The sequence below is a fragment of the Mesorhizobium sp. 113-3-3 genome (assembly GCF_016756495.1).
Lineage (GTDB): Bacteria > Pseudomonadota > Alphaproteobacteria > Rhizobiales > Rhizobiaceae > Mesorhizobium.
In genome coordinates this window covers 1,839,656-1,855,763 of record NZ_AP023243.1, presented here as the reverse complement: position 1 = coordinate 1,855,763, position 16,108 = coordinate 1,839,656, and the positions used below count along the sequence as shown (strand labels likewise).

16 protein-coding genes are annotated in these 16,108 nt (G+C 64.0%); 12 read left to right on the top strand and 4 right to left on the bottom strand.

The window, feature by feature from the left end:
- Position 1 precedes the first annotated feature (1 nt).
- The 7 genes from phnL to phnE (JG746_RS08975) all read left to right on the top strand — a co-directional run bounded on the left by phnL (position 2) and on the right by phnE (JG746_RS08975) (position 6,612).
- On the top strand, positions 2–709 hold the full coding sequence (gene phnL, locus JG746_RS09005; RefSeq protein WP_202357812.1) for a phosphonate C-P lyase system protein PhnL: 708 nt from the start codon (positions 2–4) through the stop codon (positions 707–709).
- A complete protein-coding gene (locus JG746_RS09000; RefSeq protein ID WP_202357811.1) occupies positions 706–1,323 on the top strand; it encodes a DapH/DapD/GlmU-related protein in 618 nt (205 codons plus the stop codon). The genes phnL and JG746_RS09000 overlap by 4 nt, the downstream gene beginning before the upstream one ends.
- 86 nt (positions 1,324–1,409) lie before the next feature.
- Entirely contained in the window at positions 1,410–2,120 is a 711-nt protein-coding gene (locus JG746_RS08995; protein WP_202357810.1) for a DUF1868 domain-containing protein, read from the top strand.
- 233 nt (positions 2,121–2,353) lie between these two features.
- Positions 2,354–3,211 carry a phosphonate ABC transporter ATP-binding protein gene (phnC, locus tag JG746_RS08990; RefSeq protein ID WP_202357809.1) on the top strand — a complete coding sequence of 286 codons (858 nt, stop codon included), beginning with the start codon at positions 2,354–2,356 and terminating at the stop codon, positions 3,209–3,211.
- Positions 3,212–3,303: 92 nt separating this feature from the next.
- The gene (gene phnD, locus JG746_RS08985) at positions 3,304–4,212 is read left to right on the top strand and encodes a phosphonate ABC transporter substrate-binding protein (RefSeq protein WP_202357808.1); all 909 of its coding nucleotides are present in this window, start codon (positions 3,304–3,306) and stop codon (positions 4,210–4,212) included.
- Positions 4,213–4,269: 57 nt separating this feature from the next.
- Complete coding sequence (gene phnE, locus JG746_RS08980; protein WP_202357807.1) at positions 4,270–5,241, top strand: phosphonate ABC transporter, permease protein PhnE; 972 nt, start codon at positions 4,270–4,272, stop codon at positions 5,239–5,241.
- Positions 5,242–5,244: 3 nt separating this feature from the next.
- Positions 5,245–6,612, top strand: coding sequence for a phosphonate ABC transporter, permease protein PhnE (gene phnE / locus JG746_RS08975; protein ID WP_202357806.1), 1,368 nt, complete (start codon positions 5,245–5,247; stop codon positions 6,610–6,612).
- 152 nt (positions 6,613–6,764) lie between these two features.
- Here the strand turns inward: phnE (JG746_RS08975) and JG746_RS08970 are convergent, their stop codons facing one another.
- The 3 genes from JG746_RS08970 to JG746_RS08960 all read right to left on the bottom strand — a co-directional run bounded on the left by JG746_RS08970 (position 6,765) and on the right by JG746_RS08960 (position 10,123).
- Complete coding sequence (locus tag JG746_RS08970) at positions 6,765–7,616, bottom strand: sugar phosphate isomerase/epimerase family protein (RefSeq protein WP_096450366.1); 852 nt, start codon at positions 7,614–7,616, stop codon at positions 6,765–6,767.
- A gap of 209 nt (positions 7,617–7,825) precedes the next feature.
- Positions 7,826–9,013 (bottom strand): Gfo/Idh/MocA family protein, encoded by a 1,188-nt coding sequence (locus JG746_RS08965; protein WP_202357805.1) that lies wholly within the window; start codon positions 9,011–9,013, stop codon positions 7,826–7,828.
- 54 nt (positions 9,014–9,067) lie between these two features.
- Entirely contained in the window at positions 9,068–10,123 is a 1,056-nt protein-coding gene (locus tag JG746_RS08960; RefSeq protein ID WP_202357804.1) for a sugar phosphate isomerase/epimerase family protein, read from the bottom strand.
- 401 nt (positions 10,124–10,524) lie between these two features.
- Here JG746_RS08960 and JG746_RS08955 point away from each other — a divergent pair, with 401 nt between their 5' ends.
- Genes JG746_RS08955 through JG746_RS08935 form a run of 5 tightly spaced genes read left to right on the top strand, consistent with a single transcriptional unit; the run spans position 10,525 to position 14,789 of the window.
- Positions 10,525–11,412 carry a sugar phosphate isomerase/epimerase family protein gene (locus tag JG746_RS08955; protein WP_150832139.1) on the top strand — a complete coding sequence of 296 codons (888 nt, stop codon included), beginning with the start codon at positions 10,525–10,527 and terminating at the stop codon, positions 11,410–11,412.
- 60 nt (positions 11,413–11,472) lie between these two features.
- Positions 11,473–12,642 carry a mandelate racemase/muconate lactonizing enzyme family protein gene (locus tag JG746_RS08950; protein WP_202357803.1) on the top strand — a complete coding sequence of 390 codons (1,170 nt, stop codon included), beginning with the start codon at positions 11,473–11,475 and terminating at the stop codon, positions 12,640–12,642.
- 2 nt (positions 12,643–12,644) lie between these two features.
- A complete protein-coding gene (locus JG746_RS08945) occupies positions 12,645–13,364 on the top strand; it encodes a FadR/GntR family transcriptional regulator (protein WP_202357802.1) in 720 nt (239 codons plus the stop codon).
- 2 nt (positions 13,365–13,366) lie between these two features.
- Positions 13,367–14,359, top strand: coding sequence for a hydroxyacid dehydrogenase (locus tag JG746_RS08940; RefSeq protein ID WP_446721193.1), 993 nt, complete (start codon positions 13,367–13,369; stop codon positions 14,357–14,359).
- A gap of 40 nt (positions 14,360–14,399) precedes the next feature.
- Complete coding sequence (locus JG746_RS08935) at positions 14,400–14,789, top strand: hypothetical protein (RefSeq protein ID WP_202357801.1); 390 nt, start codon at positions 14,400–14,402, stop codon at positions 14,787–14,789.
- 15 nt (positions 14,790–14,804) lie between these two features.
- Here JG746_RS08935 and JG746_RS08930 read toward each other — a convergent pair whose 3' ends face one another.
- Positions 14,805–16,103, bottom strand: a complete 1,299-nt coding sequence (locus tag JG746_RS08930) for an amidase (RefSeq protein ID WP_202357800.1) — start codon at positions 16,101–16,103, stop codon at positions 14,805–14,807.
- Positions 16,104–16,108 lie beyond the last annotated feature (5 nt).

Sequence of the window (16,108 nt, the reverse complement as noted above, 5' to 3'; positions counted from 1 at the left end):
CATGCCGACGCCCCTCGTTGTTTCCGACGTCGCCAAGAGCTTCACCATGCATCTGCGCGACGGCATCAAGCTGCCGGTCGTCGCCGGTGTCTCGTTCTCGATCAAGGCCGGCGAATGCACCGTGCTCGGCGGCCCGTCCGGTGCCGGCAAGAGCTCGATCCTGAAGATGCTCTACGGCAACTACGCCGTCGACGAAGGCCAGATCATCGTCAGGCACGAGGATGGACTGATCGATCTCGCCCTTGCCAGCCCGCGCACCGTGCTCGCCGTTCGCCGGCAAACGATCGGCTATGTCAGCCAGTTCCTGCGCACCGTGCCGCGCGTTTCGGCGCTCGACGTCGTCGCCGAACCGCTGATCGAACGCGGCGAGGAGCGCGAGGTTGCACGCGGCAAGGCACGCGCCCTGCTGGCACAGTTGAACCTGCCGGAGAAACTCTGGGCGCTGCCGCCGGCGACTTTCTCCGGCGGCGAACAGCAGCGCGTCAACATCGCGCGCGGCTTCATCACCGAGCACCCCATCCTGCTGCTCGACGAACCGACCGCCTCGCTCGACGCCACCAACCGCGACGTGGTGATCGCACTCATCGCCGCCAAGAAGGCGGCAGGCGTTGCCCTGCTCGGCATCTTCCACGACCACGACGTGCGCGAGGCGGTGGCCGACCGCATCATCGACGTCACCGCTTTTGCTCCGGGAAAGCTCGCTGCATGACCAGGAAATTGTCGGAGACGCCGCTGATCCACCCGACGGCGGAGGTGCACAATTCGACGCTCGGCCGCTGGACCGAGATCGCCGACCGCAGCCGGGTTTCGGAATCTGAACTCGGCGACTATTCCTACATGATGCAGGATTGCTCGGTCTGGTGCGCGACGATTGGCAAGTTTGCCAACATCGCCGCAAGCGTGCGCCTCAACGCCACCAACCACCCGACCTGGCGGCCGACGCTGCACCACTTCACCTACCGCGCCTCGGACTATTGGGACGACGCCGAGCACGAGAGCGCGTTCTTTGCCCAGCGCCGCGCCAAGCGGGTCACCATCGGCCACGACACCTGGCTCGGCCACGGCTCGACCGTCCTGCCCGGCGTCAGCGTCGGCGATGGCGCGGCGGTCGGCGCCGGCGCGGTCGTCTCGAAGGATGTCGCGCCCTACACCATCGTCGCCGGCGTGCCGGCCAAACCGATCCGCGAACGCTTCGACCGCCGCACCGCCGAACGCTACCAGGCGCTTGCCTGGTGGGACTGGGACCACGCCAGGCTGCGCGCCTCGCTCGATGATTTTCGCGAGCTGTCAGCCGAAGCCTTCCTGGAGAAATACGAGGGATAGGTCCTCACATCATCGTTATAAGAGAGCCTGTTCATATCCCTGACACAGGACTCGGACAGGACGCCATCTCCCCCAAGGAGATCGCCATGCTCGACACCATCAGACCCTCGCTCGCCGGATTCTTTGCCGGCTCCAATCCGATGCCCCCGTTGCATCTCGGCACGCGCTACGACACGGCGGGCAATTTCCTGACCGAACCGGGTAACACCGTCGTCAGCCATCTCGTCAGCGGATCGCCCTCCGAAGCGGTGGTTCTGGAGGTCCGCGAGCGCATGCTCGCCATGCCCGACGCCGACCGGCTCGCCTTCACGCCCGCCTCCAGCCTGCACATGACGCTGTTCCAGGGCATCATAGAATATCGCCGCCGCTTGCCCTTCTGGCCGCAGGACGTGCCGCTCGACACCAGCATCGACGCCATGACCCGCCTCTATCTGGAACGCTTGAAGGGGTTCAGAGGCTTCGGCCCGTTCAACATCAAGGTGGTTGAAATCGTGCCGACCGGTCTTACCGTTGCCGGTGCAACGGACGAGGACGTGCGCATCATGCGTCAATGGCGCGATGCGCTGGCGGTGCGGTTCGGCTACCGGCACCCCGACCACGACACCTACGTCTTCCACATCACCTTCGCCTACCAGATCCAGCGTCTTGCCGACGACCGTGTCGCAGCGTGGCAGGCGCTGTTCGGCGACTGCCTGGCGCTTTTCGCAAGACAGGCTCCGATAATCGAGATCAAGGCGCCCGCCTTCTGCGCTTTCCGCGACATGAAGCATTTCGAGGAATTGCTGGTGCTCGGCTGATCGCCAGCCAGGCGCCGGTGCATGTCGCCCGAAAGTGACCTCGGTTTTGGGAGAACGACATGCACAAGAACAAAGACCTGAAGCGCGTCGCATGAATTCGTTTCAGCGCGACGCGCTTCACTCACCGCGCCTGTGGAGCGTAACAAAACTGACATGCTGGCGACACGGCAGGTTCATGTGGCTGCGCTAGGCGAGTGCCTGACGATCAACAAGGTCGGGACTGGAACCTGCTCATGTCAGCAAGCTCTGCCACACTCGAAATCCGCGGCGTCAGCCGACGATTTGGCAAGAACACCGCCGTCAGCGACGTCAACATCTCGATCCCGCAGGGTCAGATGGTTGGCGTCATCGGCCGTTCGGGCGCTGGCAAATCGACCCTTCTTCGCATGATCAACCGTCTTGTCGACCCCAGCCAAGGGTCGATTTTTTTTGACGGCGCCGAGGTCTCCCAGCTGCGCGGCTCGCCGCTGCGGCGATGGCAGCGCGACTGCGCCATGATCTTCCAGCAGTTCAACCTGGTGCCGCGCCTCGACGTGCTGACCAACGTGCTGCTCGGCAAATTGAACCACCGTTCGACACTGTCCAACCTTCTCGGCATGTTCTCGCGCGCCGAATGCGCCGAGGCGGTCGCAGCGCTCGAGCGGCTCGACATAGCCCGCACGGCACTTCAGCCCGCCGGCACCCTTTCCGGCGGACAGCAGCAGCGCGTCGCCATCGCCCGCGCTTTGATGCAGCAGCCCAAGGTGATCCTCGCCGACGAGCCGATCGCCTCGCTCGACCCGCTCAACGCCAAGGTGGTGATGGATTCGCTGCAGGACATCAATCTGCGCGAGGGCATCACCGTCGTCACCAATCTGCACACGCTCGACACCGCGCGCGCCTATTGCAGCCGCATCATCGGCATGGCCGCCGGCAAGGTCGTCTTCGACGGCCCGCCCGAAGAGCTCAACCGTGAGGCGGTGCGCCTCGTCTACGGCGCCGACAGCAATGGCGCGGAGATATCGGAGGCCATTACCTCCACCAGCGTTGCCTTCAAGCAGAAGATCGCAGCATCCGCCGGACCGCTCGAACCCGCATTCCCGGGTTACTGAGAGCAGTTGGGATCGCCAGCCCGCGTCAAGGGCACCTGTCAAAATCAAGAACGCTGCCGGCGCGGGGCCGGAACTTACAGGAGAGACATCAAATGTTCAGGAAGATGGTTTTCAGCGCCGTTTCGGTGCTCGCCATGGCGACCAGCATGGCCCACGCCGCCGATCTGAAGGAATTCCGCGTCGGCATTCTGGGCGGTGAAAACGAGACCGACCGGCTGCGCAACTACCAGTGCCTTGCCGACCATCTGAAGACCGAATTCGGCTTCGAGAAGGTCTCGCTGTTCCCCGCGGCCGACTATGACGGCGTTATCCAGGGCCTGCTCGGCGGCACGCTCGACTTCGCCGAACTCGGCGCCTCCGGCTATGCCAGCGTCTATCTCAAGGATCCCAAGGCGGTGACCCCGATCCTCACCACCAAGCAGACCGACGGTTCCACCGGTTACTATTCGATCGGCCTGGCACTGAAGACCTCGGGCATCACCGACATCAAGTCGGCCAAGGGCAAGAAGCTCGGCTATGCCGATCCGGATTCGACCTCGGGCTACCTGATCCCGCTGACCCAGATTCCGAAGGAAACCGGCGCCTCGAACGAAACCTTCTTCGCCTCGACCCAGTTCAATGGCGGCCATGAGAACAACATCCTGGCCGTGCGCGACGGCAAGGTCGATGTCGCAGTCGACGATTCCTCCGGCATCGGCGACTTCAAGAACGGCTTCACCTCCGGCTCCTTCCACAAGGTCGTCGCCAAGGGCGCCGCGGACCCGAACGACTTCGTCGAAGTCTGGCGCTCGGGCCTGATCCCGAACGGCCCGCTGGTCGTGCGCACCGCGCTGGGCGACGAGATGACCGCCAAACTCGCCGCCTTCTTCACCGATCTGCCGAAGAAGGACAAGGCTTGCTTCGAGGGCGTGGAAGGTGGCGATTTCACCGGCTACGTTCCGGTGAAGCCGGACTTCTACAACGTCATCGTCGAAGCCCGTAAGGCAGCCATCGGCGGCTAACGGCGAAATCGGAAAGGGCGGTGTTCAAGAAACACCGCCCTTTTTGCATCTCCGATCATGACCCTTTCCGTGACAGCCCCCTCATTGACAGCCGCCTCCGGCGCCACCCACCCGATGGCCGATGCCTGGCGACGCCAGACGTCGCTGCGCCGGTTCTATACCGTGCTCGGCGTCGGCCTGCTGCTGGCCGCGATGTTCGCCAGCATGTGGTTCGCCGACGAAGCCAATGCCGGGCACTTCTTCGACCGGCTGCCGCATATTCTGGATTTCCTGAGCTGGCTGGTCCCCAAGGACTGGAACGACGTCTGGCGGGCGCTGTTCGACATTGCCTCGCCGCATGACACCGGCACCCAGGAATACAACTTCCCGCTCGGGCGCGTTTATGTCTGGGGTGGTTTTTACATCCCCGAATATTTCGAGCTGATGCTGACCACGGTGAACGTTGCGCTGGTCTCGACCTTCATCGGCTTCGTCTTCGCGGTGCCCTTTTCTTTCATCGCCGCGCGCAACCTGACGCCCCACCCGGCGCTCAGGCTCATCGTCAAGCGCCTCATGGAACTCCTGCGGGCCTTCCCCGAGATCGTCATTGCCGGCTTGTTCGCGGCCATCGTCTCCATCGGCCCGATCGCCGCCATCATCGCCATCGGCCTGCATTCGATCGGCGCGCTCGGCAAGCTGTTCTACGAGATCAACGAGAACATCGACATGCGCGCAGAGGAAGGCCTGCGGGCGGTCGGAGCCAACTGGTTCGAGCGCGTGCGCTTCGCGGACCTGCCGCAGGTGCTGCCCAATTTCATGTCCTACACGCTGCTGCGCGTCGAGATCAATGTCCGCGCCTCGACCATCATCGGCGCCGTCGGGGGCGGTGGCATCGGCGAGGAGTTGAAGCTCTCCATCTCGCGCGGCTTCGGCGCCAAGACACTGGCGCTGGTGCTGCTCTTGTTCACGACCATCTTCATCATCGACCAGTTCTCCGCCTGGCTGCGCCGCAAGCTGGTCGGCGAACAGGCCTTTATGATGGGAGCGTGAACCATGGCGACCATGACCGCCGAGGAGATACTGTCGATCGAGGAGCGCTATCCGCAGGTGTTCCGGCGGCCTCTGTACAAGCGCTTCGCCCCGCTCTTCCTGTTCCTCGGCATCCTGACCTACCTCATCTATGTGCTGTGGTTCTTCAGCCTGCCGCAGGTGCTGCGGGAATCGCACTGGGAGCGTCTGCCGCTGTTCCTGACACAATGGATCAGCTACGACCTGCAACCGGAATTCCGCCTCGACCAGCCTGAGATCACGCCAAAATACCCGCGCTTTTCCGCGCTTGGCGAGAACCCCAACCCCGACTGGGTGATCAAGAAGCCGGACGGTACCTTCACCGTGCTGATCGATGGCCCGGCGAAATCCGTTACCTTCGACAAGGCGCAGGCAACGCTTACGGCCAACGGTGAGACCGTGCCTGTCGCGCTGACCAGCGGCAAGCCTGTGATCACGGGTCCGGTGCCGGACTGGATCACCGCGCATGACGACGAAGTGGTCGCCAAGATGGGCTTCGTCGGCGAGGTGCGCGTCACCGTCGACCGCGTCAAGGTTCGCAAGCGCTTCCTCGGCTGGGCGAATTTCGTCTTCGACACACGTTCGCCCTTCTTCGGCAAACCAGCCGGAGAGGTGATCTCGCTGATCGTGTCCGGGCCCGAGTTGAAGCCGGGCACGTCGAACCTGGCGCTGGCCGGCGACAACATCTGGAACAACGCCCAGTGGCAGCACGGCGACGTCTGGACAAAGCTGCTGCAGACCATCGTCATGGCGTTCCTGGGCACGCTGCTCGGCGGCATCGTCGCCTTCCCGCTCGCCTTCTTCGCCGCCCGCAACATCACGCCGAGCGGCGTGCTCAGCCAGGTCCTGAAACGCTTCTTCGATTTCATGCGCTCGGTCGACATGCTGATCTGGGCGCTGTTCTTCACCCGTGCCTTCGGCCCCGGTCCGCTGGCGGGCAGTGCCGCGATCTTCTTCACCGAGATCGGCACACTCGGCAAAACGTACTCCGAGGCGCTGGAGAACATCGACGACAAGCCGCGCGAAGGTGTGCTGTCGACCGGCGCCAACGGCCTTCTGGTGCAGCGCTACGGCGTGATGCCGGAAGTCATTCCGGTCTTCATCAGCCAGACGCTCTACCAGTGGGAATCCAACACACGCGGCGCCACCATCATCGGCGCCGTCGGCGCCGGCGGCATCGGCCTGAAATTGTGGGAAGCGATGCGCACCAATTCCAACTGGGCCAACGTCTTCTACATGGTGCTGTTGATCCTGCTGGTCGTCTTCATCTTCGACAACATCTCGAACTTCCTGCGCCGCCGGCTGAGCCGGACGATCCACGACTACAACAGGATCCAGGCCGAGCAGGGGTAGCGATTTCAGCGTCTCAGGGCATGTTGAGATTCGGGTCGGGCCGAGTCGAAAATGCGGGGTTGCGAGAGCGGAGCGTACTTTTGGGTACGTGAGCACCGGAAGCGCAGGAACCCTTCATTTGCAGGCCGGCCTCACCCGAATATCGACATGCCCTAAGCGGCCTTCTTCCAGCCGTTCCTGATATGCTTATACCCCTCGCGATAAACCGCCTCCGGCGTCTCCGCGAAATCGCGCCACACCTTTGTCGCCGCCGCCAGGTCCTTAAGCGAACGTCCGAAGGACTCAATGGTCAGCCAATCGTCATAGCCGCTCTTGCGGATCGCCGCGAACGTCTCTTTCCACGGGATGTTGCCGCGCCCCGGCACGCCGCGATCGTTCTCCGATATGTGGATGTGCACGACATTCCTGCGGTGCTTCGTATAGGCACCGATCGGATCGGCCTCCTCGATGTTGGCGTGAAAGGTGTCGTACATCGCCTTGATGTGTGGTCGGCCGACGGCATCGATGTGCTCCGATAGGTCCGCCATCGTGTTGAAAAGATAACATTCGAAGCGGTTCAGAGCCTCCAGCCCGATGGTCACATTCCGCTTGCCGGCATGGTCGCCGATGGCGCGCTGCGAGGCGACGGAACGGTTCTTCTCGGCGGGCGTCGGCCCGCTGCCGGAAAAGGCGCCGAGCGTCGAATGCAGCGGCCCGCTGAGCGTCCTGGCGCCGAGCGCATCTGCGCAATCGACAGCCCATTTCATGTAGGCGATACCGGCCTTGCGGGTCGCGGCATCCGGCGAGATCAGGTTCATCGAGGGATCGCCCATCGCCGAGACCGCGGTGCGCTCCAGCCCGATGCGATCGAGCAGGTCGCCGAGTTTTTTGTAATCGTCCGGCGTCCCGGCGAAAATCGGTATCTCGACACCGTCGAAGCCCGTCGCCTTGATGTCGCGAAGCAGCGGCTCGTGTTTTTTCGAGACGCTGGTCGTCCACAAGAACATGCACATGCCGATTTTCATCGACGCCCCTCCCCCATTTGATGGCGCGTGTTGGCTGTCCCACCAGCTTCGCGCAAACTCCCCCTCATCCGGCCGCTCCGCGGCCACCTTCTCCCCAAGGGGAGAAGAGATTTAGCGTTGGCGCCGGCACCTCCTCTCCCCTCGGGGAGAGGTCGGATTGCCCCGAATTGCCCTTCACAATTCGACTGGCAATCCGGTTGAAGGGGCGACTAAAGCTTCGTCCACGCCCCATTCTTCTTCGACGATTTCACGCAGGCTTCGATGAAGGCCATGCCTTCGACGCCATCCTGGATGGTCGGGAAGACGACGTCCTTTGCCGGCTTGCCACCCTTCCTGCGCGCCGCGCGGATGGCGCGCGCCGCCTCCTGGTAGATGTTGGCGAAGCCTTCGAGATAGCCCTCGGGGTGGCCTGACGGCACGCGGCTGACACGGCCCGCCACAGGCAGCGCCCCGGCGCCGTTGCGGGTGATCAGCTGCTTGGGTTGGCCGAACGGCGTGTACCAGAGATAGTTCGGATCAGCCTGCACCCATTCCAGCCCACCCTTCGAGCCATAGATGCGCAGCTTCAGCCCGTTCTCATGGCCCGGCGCCACCTGGCTGGCCCAGATCATGCCCTTGGCTGGATGCGTCTTGCCGGTGGGCTTGAAGCGCAGCATGACGTTGACATTGTCGTCGAGCAGCCGCCCCGGCACGAAGGCATCGAGATCGGCCGACAGGGAATCCAGTTCCAGCCCGGAGACGAAGCGAGCGAGATTGTAAGCATGGGTGCCGATGTCGCCCAGCGCACCGCCGGCGCCCGCCTGCTTGGGATCGCCGCGCCATGAGGCCTGCTTCTGGCCGGTGGCGGCGAGATCCTCGGTCAGCCAGTCCTGCGGATATTCCGACTGCACGATGCGGATGTCGCCGAGCACGCCCTTGGCCACCATTTCGCGTGCCTGACGCACCATCGGATAGGCGGTGTAATTGTGGGTCAGCACGAACACCTTGCCGGTCTTCTCGACGACCGCGGCGAGCTTTTTCGCCTCGGCCAGTGTCGTTGCCAGCGGTTTGTCGCAGATCACATGGATGCCGGCCTCGAGGAAGGCCTTGGCAGCCGGCACGTGGACATTGTTGGGCGTGACGATGGCCACCGCCTCGATGCCGTCGGGGCGCTTGGCCTCGGCCTTGGCCATCTCGGCATAGGAGGCGTAGCTGCGGTCCGGATCGAGCCCGAGTTCGGCGGCCGAAGCCTTGGCGCGCTCCGGGTTCGCCGACAGGGCGCCGGCCACCAGCACGAACTCATTGTCCAGGCGCGCCGCGATGCGGTGCACCGCGCCGATGAAGGCGCCCTGCCCGCCGCCGACCATGCCATAGCGGATCGGGCCGCCTCCCGTTTCCGACTTCGATGCGCCGACCATGTTTTCTCCCTCGTGTCTTGGATGCTCCTCCCCTCGCGCAGGAGGAAAGTCGTGTCAAATTCCCATCATCGCGCGCAGCAGTTTCTTGTCCGTGGTGCCGCTGGCAAAATCGTCGAACGCCCTTTCCGTCACGCGGATAATGTGATGCTGGATGAAAGGCGCCCCTTCGGCCGCGCCGTCCTCGGGGTGCTTCAGGCAACACTCCCATTCCAGCACCGCCCAGGAATCGTAATTGTACTGTGTCAGTTTGGAGAAGATGCCGCCGAAATCCACCTGCCCGTCGCCGAGCGAGCGGAAGCGGCCGGCGCGGTTGGTCCAGCTCTGATAGCCGGAATAGACGCCTTGCCGGCCGGTCGGGTTGAACTCGGCGTCCTTGACGTGGAAGGCCTTGATGCGCTCGTGGTAGATGTCGATGAATTCGAGATAGTCGAGCTGCTGCAGCAGGAAGTGCGACGGGTCGTAGTTGATGTTGCAGCGCTTGTGGCCGCCGACCGCGTCGAGGAACATCTCGAAGGTGGCGCCGTCGAAAACGTCTTCAGAGGGGTGAATTTCGTAGCCGACATCGACGCCATTGTCCTCATAGACATCGAGGATCGGCTTCCAGCGTTTGCCGAGTTCGCCAAAGGCCTCCTCGATCAGTCCGGCCGGCCGCTGCGGGAAGGGATAGAGGTAAGGGAAAGCCAGCGAGCCCGTGAACGACACCGAAGCATTCAGCCCGAGATTGCGCGATGCCTTGGCGCCGAACTTCATCTGCTCGACCGCCCATTTCTGCCGCGCTTTCGGATTGTTGTGGACCGAGGCCGGCGCGAAGCCATCCATCTGGGCGTCATACGCAGGGTGCACCGCCACCAACTGCCCCTGCAGATGCGTCGACAATTCGGTGATCTCGACGCCGGCATCGGCACAGATGCCCTTCACCTCGTCGCAATAGGCCTTGGAAGAGGCTGCCTTCTCGAGGTCGAACAGGCGCGCGTCCCAGGTCGGGATCTGCACGCCCTTATAGCCGAGACCGGCGGCCCATTTGGTGATCGCGGCCAGCGAATTGAACGGCGCTGCGTCACCCGCGAACTGCGCCAAAAACAGTCCAGGGCCCTTCATTGTCGTCGGCATCGGCATCCTCCCTCATTGTGTCGCGACCAAGCATAGCGCCGATTGGAAGCAGGGCCAGCCATTTTGGTCTTTCGCATCGGGCGCTTTGCAGGCACTGCCATTCTGGTATTACCAAATACGGGAATTTGGTCAAGCCTGACAATGCGTCGGCCAATCCCTCCGCAGGCTCGAAGGATCGGCATATATCACAATATAATCAACGGAATAATTCGCACGGAAAGTTGCGCTTCCGCACTTCTTGCCGTTCCAGGCAATTTGCTGTAGACCTCACTTCAGGGCCAATTGGTCGAACCAGTTTGTAGGAAAAAGGCTGGGGATGCCTTGGGGAGGAACCCTTGCGCCGTCTTTCGGCGACGCATGTCGAAGGCAAACGATACGGACGAATTTGGGAAGGACAGACCATGCATCTTTCGACGCACAACTGGATGCGGGCGGAACCGCTGGAGACGACGCTCAAGCGCATCAAGAAGTTCGGCTATGAGTCGATCGAGATTTCTGGCGAACCCGAGCAGTACAAGACCAAGGAGACGCGGGCGCTGTTGAAGGAGCATGGCATTCGTTGCTGGGGCGCTGTGACCTTGATGCTGGGCGAACGCAACCTGGCCGCCAAGAACCAGGGCCAGCGCGAGCGCTCCGTTCAGTACGTCAAGGACGTGCTGACCATGGTCAGCGAGTTGGATGGCGAGATCATCACGCTGGTGCCCGCCACCGTCGGCAAGGTGGTGCCTGACGGCACCGAGGAAGAGGAGTGGAAGTGGGTGGTCGACGCGACCCGCGAATGCTTCACCCATGCCAAGAAGGTCGGCGTCAAGATCGCCGTCGAGCCGCTCAACCGCTTCGAGACCTATCTGTTCAACCGCGGCGCCCAGGCGCTGGCGCTGGCCGATGCGGTCAGCCCCGAATGCGGCGTCTGCCTTGACGCCTATCACATCCATATGGAGGAATTTAACGTCCATGACGCCATCCGTCAGGTCGGAAAGCGCCTGTTCGACTTCCATGTCGCCGACAACAACCGCTTCGCCGCCGGCCTTGGCCAGATCGACTGGCCGAGGATCGTCGCCACCTTGAAGGAGGTGGGCTACGACGGCGCGCTGACCAACGAGTTCGTCGCCCCGGTCGACCGCACCCCGGCGGCGCCCTATCCCGACATGGTCGAGCGCCATCCGGTCGACATCTCGCCTGAGCAGCTGAAGTTCATCCAGGACCACGGCTCCAGCGTGCTGACCGAGAAATTCTACACCGACCAGATGCGCATCACCGCCGAAACGCTGCTGCCGCTGATCAAGTAGTCGACGACCGTTGGGAAATTTGCCCTTTCGCCCTGACCGGCGGCAGGGCTGGGGAAAGACATGCGCATCAAGACCGTCCAAGCCTGGTGGGTCCGCATCCCGATCGAAGCCGCTCGGCAGCACCGCAGCGACTTCGGCCAGGTAACGACCTTCGACGCCGCCATCCTGCGCATCGAAACCGATGACGGGCTGGTCGGCTGGGGCGAAGGCAAGAACGCAGCCGGCAGCGCCGGCAGCTACGGCGCCCTCGTCCACATGCTGAACCATGAGGTCGGGCCGCAGTTGATCGGCCGTGATCCGGCCGATATCGGCATCATCTGGGAGATGCTCTACAATGGCGTGCGCCATGACAGCGCCGCGCGCGCCGGCCACGCCATGCCGCAACTGGCGCGCCGGGGCATGAGCATCGCCGCCATCAGCGCCGTCGACATCGCGCTTTGGGATATCCTCGGCAAATCGCTCGGCCAGCCGGTCTGGCGGCTGCTCGGCGGCCGCAAGATCGACCGCATGCAGGCCTATGCCTCGGGCGGATGGGCCGCCGCCGATGCGATCGGCGAGCAATTGAAATCCTACATCGCCCGGGGCGGCTTCAAGGCGCTGAAAATGCGGGTCGGCGCCATGGATGGCGCGGCGCACATCTCGGCGGCCCGTGTGCGTGCCGCGCGCCAGGCGCTCGGCCCCGATGTCGAGCTGATGGTCGACGCGCACGGCACCTATACGGTGGCGGAGGCCAAGCGCTTCATCCACCTCGTCAACGACCTCGACCTCGCCTGGTTCGAGGAACCGGTGATCGCCGACGACAAGCCGGGCATGGCGGAAGTGCGCGCCTCCGGCGCCGTGCCGATCGCCACCGGCGAAAGCGAGGCGACGCGCTATGCCTTCCGCGACCTCGCCGTGCTCAAGGCCGCCGACATCTTCCAGCCCGATCCCGCCTTTTGCGGCGGCATCAGCGAGGCGATGAAGATCGGCACCATCGCCAGCGCCTTCAATCTACGCTTTGCGCCGCATCTGTGGGCCGGCGCGCCCTGCTTCTTCGCTGGCTTGCATGTATGCGCCGCCTCGCCATCGAGTTTCACCGTCGAATATTCGCTCGGCGCCAACCCGATGATCCACGATTTGATCGAAGAGACTGTCGAAGCACAGGACGGTATGGTAGCGATCCCGGAAAAGCCGGGGTTGGGTTTCACGGTTTCTGAGCGATTCCTGGAGGCGCACGCGCAACGCAATTGACGATGAAAGAAAAGAACCTTCTCGCGGAACTCGCAGCCTATCTGTTCTCCCACTCGGACAAGGAGAGCGGCCGCACCCCGTCCGAACGTGAGCTGGCGGAGCATTTCGCCGTCAGCCGCGGCCAGATCCGCGAGGCGCTGGCCATCCTGGAGGCCATGCGCATCGTCGAACGGCGCGCCAAGTCCGGCATCTACATCGACACCAAGCAGGCGAGCGTCGAGGCGCTGGCGCTGTTCGCGCGCGCCGGCTTGCCGCTCGATCCCTTGCAGATCTACGAGACGGTCGAGCTGCGTAAGATCCACGAGATCAAGGCCGCCGAGCTTGCCTGCTCGCGCGCCACCGAGGAAAACTTCGAGCGGCTGCGCGAGATCCTCAAGGCTTCCGAGGATCGCATCGCCGCGGGCGAAGGTCTGGCCAAGGAAGACCGCGAATTCCACCTGGAGATCGTGCGCGCCACCAAGAACAGCGTCTTCCACAACATCTGCAGCGTCTACTATCTGATGGGCGAACAGCGCCTGCCGATCTACTTCAACGACCCCGAACGCAGCGTGCGTTCGCATGCCGAGCACGTGCAAATCTACGAGGCGCTGCTGCGCCGCGACGGCAATCTCGCCCAGGCGCTGATGAGCGCCCATCTGCAAGGGGCGGAGAGCTACTGGAAGGGCCTGATCGAGGGCGGCAATGCGGCTGCGCCGCCAAGCCCCGCGCTCGAAAAGGCCTGAGCGTGGCCCAGACCGTGCCCAAGATTCTGTCGACCCATTCGCTGCACCCGCGCGCCTCGGCCAAGCTCGCCGGCGCCGGCCAGCTTGTCATCGCATCGGCGCTCGATCCTGCCACCTTGGCCGGGGAGGCCAAGGACGCCGACATCGTCATCGTGCGCGCACCCCTGCCGCCGGCGCTGTTCGAGGGCGCCTGGAAGCTGAGGGCGGCAATCCGTCACGGCGCCGGGCTCGACATGATCCCGATGGAGGCGGCGACCGCGGCCGGCGTGCTGGTGGCCAACGTGCCGGCGGTCAATGCCCGTTCGGTGGCGGAACACGTGATGTTCACCGCACTTTCGCTGCTGCGGCAATTCCGCAGGGTCGACCGCGACCTGCGCGCCAAAGGCTGGCTCGCCGGACGCGAGCATGCCAACGCCAACATCGAGCTTGCCGGCAAGACCATCGGCATTGTCGGCCTCGGCGCGGTCGGCCAGGCCGTCGGCCATATCGCCGCGCACGGTTTCGACCTGAAGGTGGTGGCAACGACGCGCAGCATGCAGCCGGCGCCCGAAAAGGTCGGCTTCCTTTCGATCGATGCGCTGGTCGAGCAGAGTGACATCATCGTGCTGTGCTGTCCCCTGACGCCGGAGACGCGCGGCCTGATCAGCCGTGAGCGCATCGCCCGCATGAAGCCGAATGCGCTCTTGATCAACGTTTCGCGAGGACCGGTCGTTGACGACGACGCCCTGATCGCGGCCTTGCGAGAAGGCCGCATCGGCGGCGCCGCACTCGACGTGTTCTCGACGCAGCCGCTGCCGTCCAATCATCCCTATTTCGGCTTCGACAATGTCATCATCACCCCGCATATGGCGGGGATTACCGAGGAATCGATGATGCGCATGGGCGTCGGCGCGGCGGGCGAGGCCCTGCTGGTGCTGGCCGGCAAGCTGCCGGTCAATCTGCGCAATCCAGAAGTGGTCGATCACTATCGGCGGCGGTTTCCGCTCGACCTATAGCAATCGCGGTTTCGCCCCAATTCTCCGCGACGGTGCGGACATGTCCGGTCTTCGCCTCGCATTTTTGATTGCCGCAGCCTCGTCCATCTGCACATTGCCGGCATTCGCCGCGGCCGAAAGCAGCTATGTCTATTGCGACAATGGGCTGCGCTGCTTCAAGGCGCCCTGCCCGTCAAACAGCGCGCTCGATCTTGCCACCGGCAAGATCATCAAGGGTGTGTCGATCGACGCCAGCGGGCTGCCGCAGGCCGACAAGGCGATAGTGGATCAGTCCGACGTGCTGTACAGCGGGAAAATTGTCGTCAGAGGCTCGATCGAGCAGCGTACCGAGAGCATCACCGGCAAGGATTACAGTCTGCCCTGGCTGGTCGCGACTCGCATCGTGCGCACTGCCAGGGACAGCGAACGCGAGCACTGTTCGTCGCCCTGATCCGCCAATCGCCGATCAGCCGACCAGCAGCCTCTCCACCTCGGCGGCAATCCGCAGCAGATTCCGGTCACGGCCATTGCGCGCCACCAGCATCAGTCCGGCCGGCAGCGCCATATCAGGCATCGGCAGCGAGATCGCGCAGAGATCGAACTGGTTGGCGACCTGCGTGTTGCGCAGCAGCAGGCCTTCCACGCGATCGCGCAGTTCGGCATCCTCGGCCATCGAACCAATGGTCGGCGCCGTCACCGGCGTGGTCGGCAGCGCCAGCACATCAACCGCTGTCAGCCGTTCGTCCATGGCGGCGACGAGCGCCCCGCGGCGGCGCAAGGCCCTGATATAGGCCGGCGCCGGCAGCATCGCCGCCCGCGACAAAGGCCCGCTGACATGCGGGTCGACCGGCACAGATGCCCCGGTCGCCAGCCAGTCGGCATGGATCTCGGCGCCTTCCATGGCAGCGATCGAGCCACGCTTGGTGGCCGCGCGCATGTCGGCAATGAAGTCGTCGATCGATATGTCCACCAACCGCGCCCCTTTCCGCTCGATCCCGGCAAGGCTGCGATCGAAGGCCACGCCGACGTCGCTTTCGGTGTCTTCGAAAAGAAGGCCGCGCGGGACACCGACACGAAGCCCGTCAAGCGGGAGCGGCAGATGCAGCGGCGGCGGTTCTTCGCCGGCCATGACGGCATCGGCAACCGCACACGCCGCAACGCTCAGACCCAGCGGCCCGATCGAATCCAGCGTCGCGGACAATGGGTAGGCGCCGGTCAGCGGCACGCGCCGCGCCGTGGGCTTGAAGCCGACGACACCATTGAGCGCCGCCGGAATGCGGATCGACCCGCCAGTGTCGGACCCGATCGAGATGTCGCTCGTCCCCTCGCCGACGGAAACGCCGGCGCCCGAGGACGAACCGCCGGGGATACGGCTGGCGTCGACCGCATTGCCCGGCGTGCCGTAATGCATGTTGTCGCCGATCGCGGTGAAGGCGAACTCGGTCATATTGGTCTTGCCGATGATGACCGCGCCGGCTTGCCGAAGCCGGCTGACGATGGCGGCGTCGCGCAGCGCGGGTGCTGCGGTCCTGCGCATCAGCGAGCCGGCCGTGGTCGCCTCGCCGGCGACATCGAACAGATCCTTGATCGAAACGATTGTGCCGTCGAGTGGTCCCAGCGTGACGCTGGCTCGGGCGCGGGCGTCGCTGGCGTCAGCCGCGGCCCGCGCAGCCTCGGCATAGAGCTTGGTGAAGACCTTCTCGTCGGCCGCACGATTGGCAAGACGTGACAGGATGATTTCGAGATGGTCGCGGATGGATTGCATGTCGA

What these genes read in the sequence shown, in the direction of transcription:
- phnL (WP_202357812.1), top strand. Translation starts at nt 2, where the DNA reads ATGCCGACGCCCCTCGTTGTTTCCGACGTCGCCAAGAGCTTCACCATG.
- JG746_RS09000 (WP_202357811.1), top strand. Translation starts at nt 706, where the DNA reads ATGACCAGGAAATTGTCGGAGACGCCGCTGATCCACCCGACGGCGGAG.
- JG746_RS08995 (WP_202357810.1), top strand. Translation starts at nt 1,410, where the DNA reads ATGCTCGACACCATCAGACCCTCGCTCGCCGGATTCTTTGCCGGCTCC.
- phnC (WP_202357809.1), top strand. Translation starts at nt 2,354, where the DNA reads ATGTCAGCAAGCTCTGCCACACTCGAAATCCGCGGCGTCAGCCGACGA.
- phnD (WP_202357808.1), top strand. Translation starts at nt 3,304, where the DNA reads ATGTTCAGGAAGATGGTTTTCAGCGCCGTTTCGGTGCTCGCCATGGCG.
- phnE (WP_202357807.1), top strand. Translation starts at nt 4,270, where the DNA reads ATGACCCTTTCCGTGACAGCCCCCTCATTGACAGCCGCCTCCGGCGCC.
- phnE (WP_202357806.1), top strand. Translation starts at nt 5,245, where the DNA reads ATGGCGACCATGACCGCCGAGGAGATACTGTCGATCGAGGAGCGCTAT.
- JG746_RS08970 (WP_096450366.1), bottom strand. Translation starts at nt 7,616, where the DNA reads ATGAAAATCGGCATGTGCATGTTCTTGTGGACGACCAGCGTCTCGAAA.
- JG746_RS08965 (WP_202357805.1), bottom strand. Translation starts at nt 9,013, where the DNA reads ATGGTCGGCGCATCGAAGTCGGAAACGGGAGGCGGCCCGATCCGCTAT.
- JG746_RS08960 (WP_202357804.1), bottom strand. Translation starts at nt 10,123, where the DNA reads ATGCCGACGACAATGAAGGGCCCTGGACTGTTTTTGGCGCAGTTCGCG.
- JG746_RS08955 (WP_150832139.1), top strand. Translation starts at nt 10,525, where the DNA reads ATGCATCTTTCGACGCACAACTGGATGCGGGCGGAACCGCTGGAGACG.
- JG746_RS08950 (WP_202357803.1), top strand. Translation starts at nt 11,473, where the DNA reads ATGCGCATCAAGACCGTCCAAGCCTGGTGGGTCCGCATCCCGATCGAA.
- JG746_RS08945 (WP_202357802.1), top strand. Translation starts at nt 12,645, where the DNA reads ATGAAAGAAAAGAACCTTCTCGCGGAACTCGCAGCCTATCTGTTCTCC.
- JG746_RS08935 (WP_202357801.1), top strand. Translation starts at nt 14,400, where the DNA reads ATGTCCGGTCTTCGCCTCGCATTTTTGATTGCCGCAGCCTCGTCCATC.
- JG746_RS08930 (WP_202357800.1), bottom strand. Translation starts at nt 16,103, where the DNA reads ATGCAATCCATCCGCGACCATCTCGAAATCATCCTGTCACGTCTTGCC.